The organism is Streptomyces sp. NBC_01429 (assembly GCF_036231945.1).
Taxonomy (GTDB): Bacteria; Actinomycetota; Actinomycetes; order Streptomycetales; family Streptomycetaceae; genus Streptomyces.
Map to the genome: position 1 here is coordinate 5,985,905 of NZ_CP109599.1, position 13,586 is coordinate 5,999,490.

Here is a 13,586-nt window from a genome sequence, read left to right on the forward strand (position 1 = left end):
GGAATGTGGACAGCGAATTCGGCCAGTTACCCGGCATTACCGTCAAATGTTCCCGGTTTGGTTGGGGGGACCGGCGGGCCCTGGCTAACCTGCACGTATGGCCCTCGGCACAGCTTCGACCAGATCGGATCACGCGCGAACCGTGCGTGATCTGCTCGCATCCGGAAAAACGTCCTACTCGTTCGAGTTCTGGGCGCCCAAAACCGAAAAAGGCGAGCGCAACCTCTGGAACGCGCTGCGCCGGGTCGAGGCCGTCGCGCCGAGCTTCGTCTCCGTGACCTACGGTGCCGGCGGCTCCACCCGCGCCGGCACGGTCAAGGCGACCGAGCGCATCGCCGCCGACACCACGCTCACCCCCGTCGCGCATCTGACGGCGGTCGGCCAGTCCGTCGCCGAGCTGCGCAACATGGTCGGCCAGTACGCCGACGCCGGGATCCGCAACATCCTCGCCGTACGGGGCGACCCGCCAGGCGACCCGATGGGCGAGTGGGTCAAGCACCCGCAGGGCGTGCGCTACGCCGCCGAACTGGTCCGGCTCATCAAGGAGTCCGGGGACTTCTGCGTCGGGGTGGCCGCCTTCCCCGAGATGCATCCGCGCTCCGCGGACTGGGAATCGGACACCCGGCACTTCGTCGACAAGTGCCGCGCCGGTGCCGATTACGCCATCACGCAGATGTTCTTCGAGCCCGAGGGCTACCTCCGGCTGCGCGACCGGGTCGCCGCCGCCGGTTGCGCGACACCGATCATTCCCGAGATCATGCCCGTCACGAGCATCAAGATGCTGGAGCGGCTGCCGCAGCTTTCCACCGCTGCCTTCCCGCCCGAGCTGAAAGAGCGGATCCTCTCGGTCAAGGAGGATCCGGCCGCTGTACGCTCCATTGGCATCGAGTTCGCGACGGAGTTCTGCGCCGAGCTGCTCTCCGAGGGTGTCCCCGGCTTGCACTTCATCACGCTCAACAACTCCACGGCGACGCTCGAAATCTACGAGAATCTCGGACTGCACGTGCAGTCGTGACCGGCCGCACCCGCCCCGTCCCGGGCGGGCGGTCGCAGGAGAGGGGCGCGCATGGGCTGGACGGTCCTCTACATCGCATTCGGCATTGTGGCCCTGTGGTTGCTGGGCGAAGTACTGCTCCAGTACAAGGCGCGGCTGCGCTGGCGGCTCCTCGCCTTCGCCGGATTCGTCGTGGTGGTCCTCGGAGTCCTGATTCCGCAGGTCTTCGTCATCGCGGTCGGCGCGATCGCCTTCGCGGTCGGCCAGACGTATGTCACCCTCTCGTTCCGCCGCGGCTTCTCCACCGGCTGGTCGATCGGCGGCAGCCCCGGTGCCAGCCGCCGCCGCAGGGCGGTGAGTTCGGCGGCGGCCGACCGTGAACCCGCCCTTGAGATCTCGGACCTGGAGTACGAACCGGTCGCCCCGGCCGCCGACCCCGCGTCGGTGTACGCGACGGAGCCGATCCCCGACGAGACCGGGCAGTACGGCGTCTACGACGAGAGCCCGGCCGGCGCGCGGTCCGATGGCCCCGCCCAGGACCAGGGGCGTCAGAACCAGGGAAGCGGGCAGGACGCCGACGGATGGGGCGGCGGCTTCGACGCCTACCCCGCCTATCCGCAGTACTCCGCGGACCAGGTGGACCAGGCGGACCAGGACGTCTTCGCGAGCCCGACGCGGGACGGCTACGCGAACCAGGACTCCTACGCGGGTCAGGGTCAGGAGGCGTACGCGGGCAAGGACGCGTACAGCACCGGCCAGGACGCCTACGGCACGGGCTACCCCGGTCAGGACGTGTACGCGGCCCAGGACAGCTACCCGCAGCAGTACGACTACGGGAACGCGGCCGGCGAGCAGCAGTACGCCGCCTACTCCGACCCGTACGTCGGCTCGTCCCACAGCGCCCCGGCCAACGACGGCCAGCAGTACGGCTCGTACGACGGGTTCGGCGGCGGGCGGCAGCAGTACGCCGACCCCTACGACGGCCAGCAGTACGCGGGCGACACACCGCCCGGCGGGGTCTGGGTCCCGCAGCAGCGCGAGCGCGACGAGAACGCGTTCCCGCCCGCACCCGGCGAACAGCCCCAGCAGCAGGGCTACGACCCGAACTACAACGACCAGCGGTACCGGTACTGACGACCGGTCAAGCAGTCTGCTGCGCAAGGCCGGTGACGAGCTGTCACCGGCCTTGCGGCGTCACCGGCGAGCGGTGTGCGCCGGGTGCGAACGGTGCGACGGACGAGAGGGCGCCGGCGATTCAATGCCCGGTCGCCGCACTGCTCGCCGCTCACCGATCACCGCTCACTGCGAGCCCCGGAACTCCGCGCCTTCCACGATCAGCCCGGCCACCAGTGCCCCGGACATCCCGGCATGTGCGAGTCCGCCCCCCGGATGTGCCCAGCCGCCCGCGCGGTACAGCCCGGTCAGACGGGTGGCGTTGGCCGGATACAGAAACCCGCCCGAGGCCCCGGCCAGCGCGGGAGGCGGCACCGAACCGCCCGCGGCGCCCGTCTGCGCCTCGGTGTCGGCCGGGGTGCGCACCTCGCGCCGGATCAGCCGCTCCGCCAGCCCGGGCAGCACGGCCCCGGCGCGCTCCGCCAGCACGTCGGCGTACCGCTCGCGCAGTGCGGCGTCCGACCAGTCCAGCGGACCGTGCGCCGCCACGGTCGCGGTGAGCGTCACCGCCTCGTGGTTCTCGTCGGGGCGGGTCGCCGGGTCGTCGGGGCGGGTCACCGTGACCGTGGGGAGGGCGGAGGTCCGGCCCGCGAAGAGGTCGGCCGCCTCGGCGCTTCCGTCGGGGGAGTGCACCACCGTACGGTGCGCCGCGTCCGGGTCCCGGGCACCGCGCAGCGCCAGCAGCACCGTGAACCGGCCCGGCACCGGAGCGCCGCCGTCCCCGCTCCCGGCCGTCCCGCGCGGCCGTACGCCGCCGTCCCCGTCGGGGTCCCGGGCGACGAGGCGTTCGGGGGCGACGCCCGCCACGACGTGGTCGGCCGGCGCGACCGTACCGTCCGCCAGCTCGATCCCGGTGGCGGCGCCGTCCTTCTCGACGATCCGGACGACCTCGGCGCCGAAGCGGAACTCCACCCGGCGGGCCAGGCACCGTTCGTACACCGCGCGCGCCAACTCCCGCATTCCGCCGCGCACATACCAGCTGCCGAAGGTCTGCTCCAGATACGGCAGCACGGCCGCGCTCGCCGGGGCGCGGCGCGGATCGAGGCCGTACGCCAGGGCGTAGCCGTCCAGCAGGGCGGCCAGCCGGGGGTCGGCCAGCTCCCAGGCGCCGATCTCCGTGAGCGTGGTCGCCTGCCGGGCGCCGCGCAGCAGCCGCCGCTGCCGTACGGCCGGATACGGATCGCGCCCGAGCACCTGCCGGTCCGGCCACAGCGGCTCCTCCAGCAGCGGCCTGCGGGACCGGTCCCAGGCGTCCCTGGCCCGTCCCAGGAACTCCGCCCACCGCTCGCCCGCGCCCGCGCCCAGCGCCGCGTCCAGGGCGGAGACCACGCCCGCGCGGGAGGTGTTGGGCAGCCGTACGTCCGTACCGTCGGCGAAGAGATGGTGAGCGGCCGGTTCCACCTGGTCGAGCCGGACGCTCTGCTCCAGGGACTCCTTGCCGGTCTTGACGAACAGGTCGCGGTAGACGGCCGGCAGCCGCAGCAGCCCCGGCCCGGTGTCGAAGACGAACCCGTCCCGCTCGAACCGGCCCACCGACCCGCCGTACGTGGCCGAACGCTCGTACACCGTCACCCGGTGGCCCGCCACCGCCAGCCGGGCGGCCGTCGCCATGGCGCCCATCCCGGCGCCGATCACCACAATCCCTGCCATGACAGGGACCTTAATCGCCCGGGACCGGGGGGCCTCCGGCGCGGGTGGCGCCCTCGGCGCCGCCGCCGCGTGCGTCCTCGCGGTCCGCGCGGCGCTGGGCCCTGCGCCGCAGGAAGCGGCGGATCCGGGAGGCGAGGAACGCGACGACCACGATGCCGGCCAGCAGCAGCGTGCCCGCGATGACGGCGGCCGCCACCGGATGGAAGATCGCGAACGTGACGACGGCGGCGATGCCCAGATCCTCGGCCGTGCTCATGAGGACATTGCTGAACGGCTCGGGGGAGGTGTTGATCGCCATCCGGGTGCCCGCCTTCACCAGATGGCTCAGCAGGGCGGTCGAACCCCCCACCGCCCCCGCGGCGATCTCCGGCAGCGACCCGCTCTGCCCGGCCAGCAGCGCGCCGACCACGGCGCCCGACAGCGGGCGGACGACCGTGTGCACGGTGTCCCAGACCGAGTCGACGTACGGGATCTTGTCCGCCACCGCGTCACAGACGAAGAGCACGCCGGCGGCTATCAGGACATCGGTGCGCTGGAGCGAGTCGGGCACCTGGTCGGTGAGCCCGGTCGCGCCGAACAGGCCGAACAGCAGGATCACCGCGTAGGCGTTGACACCGCTGGCCCAGCCGCTGGTGAAGATCAGGGGGAGTACGGACACGGACGCGATCGTATCCAGAGCGCGCACCTCCTGGGGCGGTGTACGGACGCTCTGAGTACCCGTACTCAGAGCACGGGTTGAGTAGGGACACGGATGGGCCGCCACCCCCGGAGAGGGAAGAGTGGTGAGCGCGAAGGGGGCGCGGCGCCGGCACTGCCGACACGGGGCGGCGGAACGGCGCGGCTCCCCTGCCGCGACGGGGGATACGGGGGATACGGGGGAACGGGGGACGCGGGAAAGGGGGATACGGGGATACGAGGGAAGAAGTACCGGGAACCAACGGGGGATACGGGGGTTCCGGGACACGGGGGAGTACGGGGGAGTACGGGGGAACGGGGGACACGGGGGAAAGGCGCCGGTCCGGTGCGGCTCAGCATGACCGAGCCGCGCCGGACCGGCGTCCCGTATGTCCCCCGTGCGGCAAAACCGCAGGTCAGAGCCGATTGTCAGTGGTGTCCTCCAGGATGGACACATACGGCCACAGCGCCGTCACACGACGACAGGAGGCTCGTCATGGCCAGCCCCTTCACGGGCGCCGCCCACCGGCGCCGTACGGACGCCCCTGCGCCCTCGCTCCCCTCCGCTCACGCCGCTCCCTCCGCACCGCCGCCCCCGACCGGACCGCCCACCGATGTCCACCCCGTCGTCCGGCGGGAGTCGGCGCCGCCCGCCGCGCTGGATCTGCTCGCCCAGGCGCGTACGGGGCTCGACGAGGCCGCCGCCCTGGACACTCCGAACGAGCGCTACGCGACAGCCCATCTCGCCGCCCTGCGCACCGCCGCGGCGGTGCTCGCGGTCCGCGGGCGCCCGGAGACCACGCCGCAGCGCAGGCGGCGGATCCGCAGCGCCTGGGAGGTGCTCCCCGAGATCGCTCCCGAGCTGACCGAGTGGAGCGGCCTGTTCGCCTCGGGCGCCACCCGCAGGGCGCGCGCCGAGGCCGGGATAAAGGGCGCGGCCAGCAGCCGGGAAGCGGACGATCTGCTGCGCGACGCGGCGATGTTCCTGCGCCTGGTGGAGCGGCTGCTCGTGCTCGATCCGGTACTTCCCCGGCCCCGGGCCGACCGGGCGGGGCCGCCCGCCGCGCGACCGGGCGATTCCGCCGGGTGAGCGGCGCGGCCGGGTGACCGGGCGGGCGGGGCGGAGGCAATAGGGTGGAGCCCGAACCCGCACTGTTCCACGCCCCGCCGTCCGGGGCGGCGCCGCCCCGAGGAGTCAACTGCCGTGTCGGAGCCTTCCGCTGTCTTCGGCGGGGAGACGCCATCCCGCCCCCGTGGTTCCCTCCGTACCGCCGTGGTCTGGGAGGTCCTCAGCGACGCCCTCGACCGCCGTGCCAAGGCGGCGGGGACGGACGTCCTCGACGTGCTGGACACCGGAGGGGGCACGGGCAACTTCGCGGTGCCCGTCGCCCGTCTGGGGCACCGGGTGACCGTGGTCGACCCCAGCCCGAACGCGCTCTTCGCGCTGGAGCGCCGCGCGGCCGAGGCGGGGGTCGCCGAGCGGGTACGTGGCGTGCAGGGCGACATCCACGGCCTCTTCGACGTGGTCGAGCGCGGCGGGTTCGACGCCGTGCTGTGCCACGGGGTCCTGGAATACGTGGACGACCCCGCCGAGGGCGTGCGCAACGCGGTGGAGGCGCTGCGTCCCGCCGGGGCGCTCAGCCTGCTCGCGGCGGGCCTGGGCGGCGCCGTGCTGGCCCGCGCGCTGGCCGGCCACTTCACCGAGGCCAGGCAGGCGCTGAGCGACCCGGCGGGACGCTGGGGCGAGGGCGACCCGGTGCCCAGGCGGTTCACCGCCGAGCAGCTCACGGAGCTGGTCGGCGCGGCCGGCCTGCGGGTGGGCGCCGTGCACGGGGTACGGGTCTTCGCCGACCTGGTGCCCGGCAGCCTGGTGGACACCCAGCCAGGTGCGCTGGACGCGCTGCTGAAGCTGGAGGCGGAGGCGGCCGCGCTGCCCGCCTTCCACGCCGTGGCCTCGCAGCTGCATGTCCTGGGCGAGAAGCGGAGCTGACCCCGGGCTTCTCGGGGCTCTCCGGGTTTCTTCCGGGTTCTCCGGGGCTCTCCAGGGCTTGGCCGGGCGGTTCCGGAACCTCCGGGAGAAGCTTTCCCCAGCACCTTGTGGAAGAGCGTTCCCTCCGGCCCGCGAGAGCCCGCACAGAGCCTCCTGGCCCGCTCCGGAGCGGGCCGAGGGGGCCCGGAAGCACCCATCGCGTGGCTGATCAGCGACGCAGCGGCGCATGGAGTGCGCCACAGGCCCCCCGGCGGCGCCCCCGGCGCCGTATGATCGGGGTACACCATCCGGCATGACGGGTCGATGGTTGGGGAATCAACGCCTCAACAGCCGAGCCGACATGGTGGCCCGGAATGGCGAATTGGCGTTGAGGGCGGGTTTCACGGGGGCGATTCCCTGCCTATCCTTGAAGGAGCCGCATACCGGTCGCCCCCCGCGACCGACGACTAGGAGGACTCCGTGCCGCTCTCGGAGCACGAGCAGCGAATGCTCGAGCAAATGGAGCGAGCGCTGTACGCCGAAGATCCCAAGTTCGCGACAGCGCTTGAGGGAAGCGGGCTGCGTACATACACCCGGCGACGGGTCTACCAGGCAGTCGCAGGCTTCCTGGTGGGTATCGCGCTCCTCATGGCCGGAATGGTCGCCCAGCAGATCTGGATCAGCGTGGTGGGGTTCCTCGTCATGCTGGGCTGTGCGGTCCTGGCGGTCACCGGCTGGCGCAAAGCGCCCAAACCAGGTGAGCAACAGACGGCGGGCGGTGCCTCGGGCGCCCCGGCCGACCGGCGACAACCCAGACAGCGTCGCTCGATGATGAACCGGATCGAGCAGCGGTGGCAGCGCCGCCGTGACGAACAGGGCCAGTGAGTCCTTGAAGCAGTAACCGTACGGCTGAGGGGCGAACGCATCACGCGTTCGCCCCTCAGCCGTGTGCGCGCCGAGCCGCAGGCCGCGGGCGGGATGCCGGATGCCTGGCTCCGGAACGCCGGAACGCCGGGCACTGATCCGTGTCAGTACCCGGCGTCCCGTCCTTCTCGTCCCGCTCCGGTCCGCTCCGCTGTGCGGCGCCCCGCTTCTTCGGTCAGCCGCGCTGCCGGGACGGCCGCAAGCGGGTTGTGGCCGCCGCCCAGCGGGTGGCGAGCCTCGCGCGCCCGGCCGCCCAGCGGTCGTTCAGCGCCCGCAGCCGCTCCGAGGCGGCCCAGACAACCCGAACGGACGAGCGGGGCGCGAGCAGTGCGCGCAGCCGGGGCCAGCGGCCCGCGGCGGCCCGCAGACCCTCCCTGACCAGCCGGGCGTCCTCGGCGAGGCCCGTACCCGGCTGGGGATCCGGCGCGTACAGAACCCGCTCCACCGCACCGGCCACCCGGTGCACCGCCTCGGCGGGCAGCCCTTCCAGCCCGCCCAGCCGGACGATTCTGGCCGCCGTCTTGCGGGGCGTCCGCGAATCGTCCGGCGGGATGCCGTGATCCCAGGCCGTATCCGTGATTTCCCGCCAGGCCGCCAGCGTCCGCGCCGAGGCGTCCTCGACGGTGCGTCCCGCCGATCCGAGCCGCAGGGCACGGATCCGGGTCCGCCACAGCAGCGGCAGCAGGGGGATCAGCAGCACGGCCAGCGCGCTCAGGACGATCCCGATCACCGTCCCCACCGGCGGTCCCGCGTCCGTCGGCGGCACCGCACCGTCGGCCACGGCCGTGCCGCACTCGGCCGGCTGCCGGCCCTGGGCCGGGCAGCTGTCCGAGGCGGACGGCTCGTCGGACGGCGTGTCCGACGCACTGGCGTCGGGGCTGCTCGGGTCCGTCGGCCCGTCGACAGGGGCGTCGGGGCGGGTGTAGTCCGGCGCGCTGCCCCGGCTCGGGGTCGGCTCGAACCGGGTCCAGCCGACGCCCTCGAAGTACAGCTCGGGCCAGGCGTGCGCGTCCCGCAGCCCCACCGACATGCTGCCGTCGGACTGCGGGGTGCCCGGGGTGAAGCCCACCGCGACCCGCGCCGGTATGCCCAGCGTGCGGGCCATCGCGGCCATCGCGAAGGAGAAGTGGACGCAGAACCCCTCCTTGTTCTGGAGGAAACGGGTGATCGCAGCGACCCCGGTGCCCGAATCGACCTCGGTGTTGTAGCTGAACCCGCCGTCCAGCGCGAACCAGTCCTGGAGCCTGACGGCCTTCTCGTAGTCGGTCGTGGCGCCCTCGGTGACGCCGAGCGCCGTCTCCTTCACCACGTCCGGGAGGATCGCCGGAATCTGTGTGTACTCGCGGCGCAGCGCGGCCGGGGCCTCGGGAGCCGAGGCGAGCTGCTCCTTGGTGGGGTTGACCAGCAGGCTGCCGACCTCGTAGCGGGCGCCGCGCGTCGACTGGCCCCGGTCGCCCACCAGCGTCCGGCCGGTCGGCTCGAAGCGCCAGCGCCCGGCGATATCCACCTTGGTGGCCGGGTAGGGCATCGGGAGATAGTTCTGCCGGTACCAGCCGGCGGCCGAGATGTTGGTGGTGACCTCGGTGGTGCTGACATCGGAGCGCAGACCGGGCGCGCCGGGCAGCCGGTCGGGCACGTCCTCGACGCCGCGCTGGGAGAACCGCCAGGACGTTCCGTCGAACTTGTCCAGCGCCATGATCCGCAGATAGAGGTCCTGGGTGTTCTTCGCGTTGGTCTTGTAGCGCAGTGCCTCGCGGTCCTCGGGCTGGTTCAGATTGTCCTGGAGGGAGACCAGCGGGTTCACCGCCGAGATGGTGCCTCCGCCGCCCGGCCCCGAACCGCTGCCCCGGCCCGCCTCGGCAAGCAGACCGCCGTCCAGCGCGGGCAGGACGGCCGGGACGGCCAGCGCGACCCCCAGCGCCACCACACCGATCCTGCGTCCCGTACGGACCGGGGCACGGCGCTCCGCCGCGTCGGGCCCGGATGTGAAGCGGCCCGGCGCCGCCGCGCCGCCGAAGATCCGTCCCCACTGGGACAGCCGGTCGCGGCCCTCGGCCAGCAGCAGCAGCAGATAACCGACGGCCGCGAGGAGGAACCACAGCCAGCCGCCGGTCCCGCCGGAGAGCCCCGCTGCCACCGAGTAGAGCGCGAGGAGCGGCAGCCCGGCCGCCGCCGCGCTGCGGAAGGTCACCGCGATGGCGTCCACCGCCAGGCCGATGAGCAGCACGCCGCCGATCAGCATCAGCTTGATGCCGTCCGTGGCCGGAGCCGGTATGGCGTAGCGGCCGACATCGTCACCGCCCTCGGTGAGCAGGTCCACGAACTCGCCCAGCACCCCCGGGGTCGGTACGAAACCGAGCAGCGCCTGATCCCGCGCGAAGAGCGCCGTGAGCATCAGCAGGGCCGCGAGCCCCTGGAGCACGACCGTCATCGTGCGCGCCAGCGGCACCCGCCTGGCCAGCGCGCCGACCCCGCTCATCACCGCCACCATGCAGCCGGCCTGGACCAGCCAGAACGCCGGCTCCACCAGCGGCACCAGGGCGCCCGCCGACATCAGCGTGGCGACCAGCGCACACAGCGCCAGCCTTCCGCGACCGCTCATGACCATCCTCCGGAGAACCCTGTGGAGCCGCCGGCGACGGCCGATTCCGCGTGCTGGCGCGCGGCCCGCTGCCACAGCTCGGGCAGCTCGGCCCCCGCCTCCACGGCGAGCGCGGTCCACCCCGCCTCGCGCAGCTGCCGCAACCGCTGCTCGCCGCGGGCGGCCCCGGCGCCCTGCGACCAGCCGCCGCTGTCGAGCACGAAGGCGACGGCGGCGCCGCCGCGCTGCCGCATCCGCACGGCCACCGCTGTCTGCTCCTCGTCGAGATCACCGAAGAAGGCCACCAGCAGCCCTTCGGCGGAGCCGCGCAGCACGTCGTAGGAGCGGGAGAGCCCCGGCTCGTCCGAGTGGTCCACGACCGCGAGGGTGTCCAGCATCAGCGCGGCGGCCTCACCGGACTCCTGGGTCGCCCCGGCGAAGCCGTCGGCGCTCTCGCCCGGCACCGAACTGCCGGTGTCGGTCAACAGCCGCACCGCGAAGCCGCGTTCCAGCATGTGCACCAGCGCGGAGGCCGCGCCCGACACCGCCCACTCGAAGGCCGAGTCGGGCCCCGAGCCCAGATAGCCGGCCCGCCGGGTGTCCAGCAGCACCGTGCATCCGGCGCGCTGCGGCTGCTCCTCGCGGCGCACCATCAGCTCGCCGTAGCGGGCGGTGGAGCGCCAGTGCACGCGGCGCAGGTCGTCGCCGTAGCGGTAGCCGCGCGGGATCACGTCGTCCTCGCCGGCCAGCGCCAGCGAGCGCTGCCGTCCGTCCCCGTACCCGGCGGACTCGCCCGCGAGCCGCACCGGCGGCAGTGGTTCGGTGCGCGGGATGACGGTGAGGGTGTCGTACGCGCTGAACGAGCGGGTCAGCTCGCACATCCCGAAGGGGTCGCTCAGCCGCAGCTGGAGCGGCCCGAGCGGATAGCGGCCGCGCAGGTCCGAGCGGACCCGGTAGGACACCTCGCGGCGGCCGCCCGGCTCCACCCGGTCCAGCACGAACCGGGGGCGCGGCCCGAGCACGTACGGCACATGGTCCTGGAGCATGAGCAGCCCGGTGGGGAGCCGGGTGACGTTGTCCATCCGCAGGTGCACGCGCGCCTCGGAGCCCGCGGCGACCCTGGAGGGTGTCAGCCGCCTGCTGCCCGCGACCCGGTAGCGGGTGCGGTAGAGGACGGTCACGCAGATCAGTGGCAGCGCGGCGAGCAGGATGCCCACCCGGAGCAGATCCGACTGGCCCAGCACATAGGCGCAGATCCCCGCGGCGACCCCGGCGGCCAGGAACGAGCGGCCGCGCGTGGTCAGCCCGGACAGCGCCGCCCGCAGCCCGCCGCGCTCCTCGCCGTCCGCCGCGGCCGGGCCCCCGGGCGCCATCACAGCCGCCGAACGCCGGACTGCTGGCCGAAGAGCCCGCCGCCGGACGCCGCCGCCCGCCCAGGGGCCCGGCCCCCGTCGGCCGTGGGCACCGGGGTGCGCTGGAGGATGTCCAGCACGACCTGCTCGGCCGTACGCCGGTTCAGCTGGGCCTGGGCCGTGGGCAGCAGCCGGTGCGCCAGCACGGCGACCGCCAGCGACTGCACATCGTCCGGCAGCGCGTAGTCCCGGCCCGCCAGCGCCGCCGCCGCCTTCGCGGCCCGCACCAGATGGAGCGTGGCGCGCGGCGAGGCGCCGAGTCTGAGATCCGGGTGGTTACGGGTCGCCCCCACCAGCTCCACCGCGTACCGCCGGACGGACTCGGCGACATGGACGGTGCGCACCGCGTCGATCAGCTTCACGATGTCGTGCGCGTGGGCCACCGGCTGGAGGTCGTCCAGCGGGGAGACGCCCCCGTGCACGTCGAGCATCTGCAACTCGGCCTCGGCGCTCGGGTATCCCATCGACACCCGGGCCATGAAGCGGTCGCGCTGGGCCTCGGGGAGCGGATAGGTGCCCTCCATCTCCACCGGATTCTGCGTGGCCACCACCATGAAGGGGTCGGGCAGTTCATAGGTGTGCCCGTCGATGGTGACCTGGCGCTCCTCCATGGACTCCAGCAGCGCCGACTGGGTCTTGGGCGACGCGCGGTTGATCTCGTCGCCGATCACGATCTGGGCGAAGATCGCGCCCGGTTTGAACTCGAACTCCCGCTGCTGCTGGTCGTAGATCGACACACCGGTGATGTCCGACGGCAGCAGGTCCGGGGTGAACTGGATACGCCGCACCGAACAGTCGATGGAACGTGCCAGCGCCTTGGCCAGCATGGTCTTGCCCACACCGGGGACATCCTCGATCAGAAGATGTCCCTCGGCGAGCAGCACGGTCAGCGAAAGCCGTACGACCTCTGGCTTGCCCTCGATCACACCCTCCACCGACGCGCGCACACGCTCCGCTGTGGTGGTCAGATCAGTGAGGCTCGATCGATCGTCATAGGTCGTCACCCGGCCCTCCTCGGCCCTTTCCTCGGGCCGAAGGTCATCAGACGGCCCGGCCCTCCCCGAAACACGGGCACCGTCCCCGGAAGGTTCCGGAACGCTGCCACCCCTCGCATTCTTGTTGCCGTTACCGTCTCGTGTCATCCGCCTGTGGATAAGTCGGTGTTATTTGTCGGCTTTGCAAGCTTTCTGCTCCGATGGGCACCTCGAACGGTGCCTATCGGAGTACGTGCCCCGGCGCCGTGCTGCTCAGTCGAACGCCTCTCGGCGGCCCGCCGTTCAGGCGGTGGCGGGATCGATCTCCCGCAGCAGCCCCGTCTTCACGTCGAATACGAAGCCGCGGACGTCGTCGGTGTGCGGAAGGAAGGGAGACGTGCGTATGCGCTGCATCGACTGGCGCACGTCCTGGTCCACGTCGCGGAACGCCTCCACGGCCCAGTTGGGCCGCTGCCCGACCTCCATCTCCAGATCGTGCCGGAATTCCTCGGTCAGGCTCTCCAGACCACAGCCGGTGTGATGAATGAGCACCACGCTGCGTGTACCCAGCGCCCGCTGGCTGATGGTGAGGGACCTGATGACATCGTCGGTGACCACGCCGCCCGCGTTGCGGATGGTGTGGCAGTCGCCGAGCGCGAGCCCCAGCGCGTCGTGCAGGTCGAGTCTGGCGTCCATACAGGCCACCACGGCGACCTGGAGCACCGGGCGGGCGTCCATGCCCGGGTCGGTGAACCCGGCGGCGTAGTCGTTGTTGGCGTGCACGAGCCGGTCGGTGACTGTTCCGTCGGTACGGGCCGCACCGGCGGAGGCCCCGGCGGGCTCTGCGGGGAGATGCGCGGAAGTCGACATACCCATGACGTTAGTCGGCCAAGGGTGGTGAAGCCCCCGGTGAGAGGGGACAAAGAACCTCAACGCGGCTTGGTGTGAGCTAACCCACAGGGCTGGGCGGGCAACGGCCAATCGGGTGAATCGCGGCCTTCGCCCCCTCCGGCACGCGACCCGCGCGACGCGCTGTCCGGTTGATTGACCCGAAGGACCAGTGGACTAAAGTGACGCGAAGTTCACGGACACCCCCCGATTCACCTTCCGAATCACGTCCTGGACCACATCCTGATTTCCCCGCGTGTGCGGCGAAACGTGCGGCTCGGCCCCCTCCCGCTCGGCGGTCGGCCGACGCCCTTCCCGGCGCCGGCGGACCACCTCCCCTTCTTGA

Annotated in this window: 11 protein-coding genes; 5 read left to right on the plus strand and 6 right to left on the minus strand. The window is 72.6% G+C overall.

Annotated features, from left to right (window positions below):
• Nucleotides 1–97 precede the first annotated feature (97 nt).
• Entirely contained in the window at nucleotides 98–1,015 is a 918-nt protein-coding gene (metF, locus tag OG627_RS26345; RefSeq protein WP_329069144.1) for a methylenetetrahydrofolate reductase [NAD(P)H], read from the plus strand.
• 51 nt (nucleotides 1,016–1,066) lie between these two features.
• Nucleotides 1,067–2,128: a hypothetical protein gene (locus OG627_RS26350; protein ID WP_329069147.1), complete on the plus strand. Its 1,062-nt coding sequence runs from the start codon at nucleotides 1,067–1,069 to the stop codon at nucleotides 2,126–2,128.
• Nucleotides 2,129–2,293: 165 nt separating this feature from the next.
• On the opposite strand, the gene OG627_RS26355 is transcribed toward OG627_RS26350, so the two are convergent.
• A complete protein-coding gene (locus OG627_RS26355; RefSeq protein WP_329069149.1) occupies nucleotides 2,294–3,817 on the minus strand; it encodes a phytoene desaturase family protein in 1,524 nt (507 codons plus the stop codon).
• Nucleotides 3,818–3,827: 10 nt separating this feature from the next.
• Nucleotides 3,828–4,475: a DUF4126 domain-containing protein gene (locus tag OG627_RS26360; RefSeq protein WP_329069151.1), complete on the minus strand. Its 648-nt coding sequence runs from the start codon at nucleotides 4,473–4,475 to the stop codon at nucleotides 3,828–3,830.
• Nucleotides 4,476–4,988: 513 nt separating this feature from the next.
• On the opposite strand from OG627_RS26360, the gene OG627_RS26365 reads away from it, so the two are divergent.
• The 3 genes from OG627_RS26365 to OG627_RS26375 all read left to right on the plus strand — a co-directional run bounded on the left by OG627_RS26365 (nucleotide 4,989) and on the right by OG627_RS26375 (nucleotide 7,346).
• On the plus strand, nucleotides 4,989–5,582 hold the full coding sequence (locus tag OG627_RS26365) for an SAV_6107 family HEPN domain-containing protein (RefSeq protein WP_329069153.1): 594 nt from the start codon (nucleotides 4,989–4,991) through the stop codon (nucleotides 5,580–5,582).
• Nucleotides 5,583–5,696: 114 nt separating this feature from the next.
• The gene (locus OG627_RS26370) at nucleotides 5,697–6,482 is read left to right on the plus strand and encodes a methyltransferase (RefSeq protein WP_443073541.1); all 786 of its coding nucleotides are present in this window, start codon (nucleotides 5,697–5,699) and stop codon (nucleotides 6,480–6,482) included.
• 459 nt (nucleotides 6,483–6,941) lie between these two features.
• Nucleotides 6,942–7,346, plus strand: coding sequence for a DUF3040 domain-containing protein (locus OG627_RS26375; RefSeq protein WP_114626634.1), 405 nt, complete (start codon nucleotides 6,942–6,944; stop codon nucleotides 7,344–7,346).
• 214 nt (nucleotides 7,347–7,560) lie between these two features.
• On the opposite strand, the gene OG627_RS26380 is transcribed toward OG627_RS26375, so the two are convergent.
• From OG627_RS26380 to OG627_RS26395, 4 genes are all read right to left on the minus strand, one after another.
• Nucleotides 7,561–9,987 (minus strand): transglutaminase TgpA family protein, encoded by a 2,427-nt coding sequence (locus OG627_RS26380; protein ID WP_329069155.1) that lies wholly within the window; start codon nucleotides 9,985–9,987, stop codon nucleotides 7,561–7,563.
• The gene (locus tag OG627_RS26385) at nucleotides 9,984–11,339 is read right to left on the minus strand and encodes a DUF58 domain-containing protein (RefSeq protein WP_329069156.1); all 1,356 of its coding nucleotides are present in this window, start codon (nucleotides 11,337–11,339) and stop codon (nucleotides 9,984–9,986) included. Before OG627_RS26385 ends, OG627_RS26380 begins: the two co-directional genes overlap by 4 nt.
• Entirely contained in the window at nucleotides 11,339–12,382 is a 1,044-nt protein-coding gene (locus OG627_RS26390) for an AAA family ATPase (RefSeq protein WP_329069158.1), read from the minus strand. The genes OG627_RS26385 and OG627_RS26390 overlap by 1 nt, the downstream gene beginning before the upstream one ends.
• Before the next feature lie 273 nt (nucleotides 12,383–12,655).
• Nucleotides 12,656–13,222, minus strand: a complete 567-nt coding sequence (locus tag OG627_RS26395) for a beta-class carbonic anhydrase (RefSeq protein ID WP_329069160.1) — start codon at nucleotides 13,220–13,222, stop codon at nucleotides 12,656–12,658.
• Between the last annotated feature and the right edge of the window lie 364 nt (nucleotides 13,223–13,586).

Coding starts and splice junctions, on each gene's coding strand:
- OG627_RS26350 (WP_329069147.1), top strand. CDS start 1,067: ATGGGCTGGACGGTCCTCTACATCGCATTCGGCATTGTGGCCCTGTGG.
- OG627_RS26365 (WP_329069153.1), top strand. CDS start 4,989: ATGGCCAGCCCCTTCACGGGCGCCGCCCACCGGCGCCGTACGGACGCC.
- OG627_RS26395 (WP_329069160.1), bottom strand. CDS start 13,222: ATGTCGACTTCCGCGCATCTCCCCGCAGAGCCCGCCGGGGCCTCCGCC.
- metF (WP_329069144.1), top strand. CDS start 98: ATGGCCCTCGGCACAGCTTCGACCAGATCGGATCACGCGCGAACCGTG.
- OG627_RS26385 (WP_329069156.1), bottom strand. CDS start 11,339: ATGGCGCCCGGGGGCCCGGCCGCGGCGGACGGCGAGGAGCGCGGCGGG.
- OG627_RS26380 (WP_329069155.1), bottom strand. CDS start 9,987: ATGAGCGGTCGCGGAAGGCTGGCGCTGTGTGCGCTGGTCGCCACGCTG.
- OG627_RS26355 (WP_329069149.1), bottom strand. CDS start 3,817: ATGGCAGGGATTGTGGTGATCGGCGCCGGGATGGGCGCCATGGCGACG.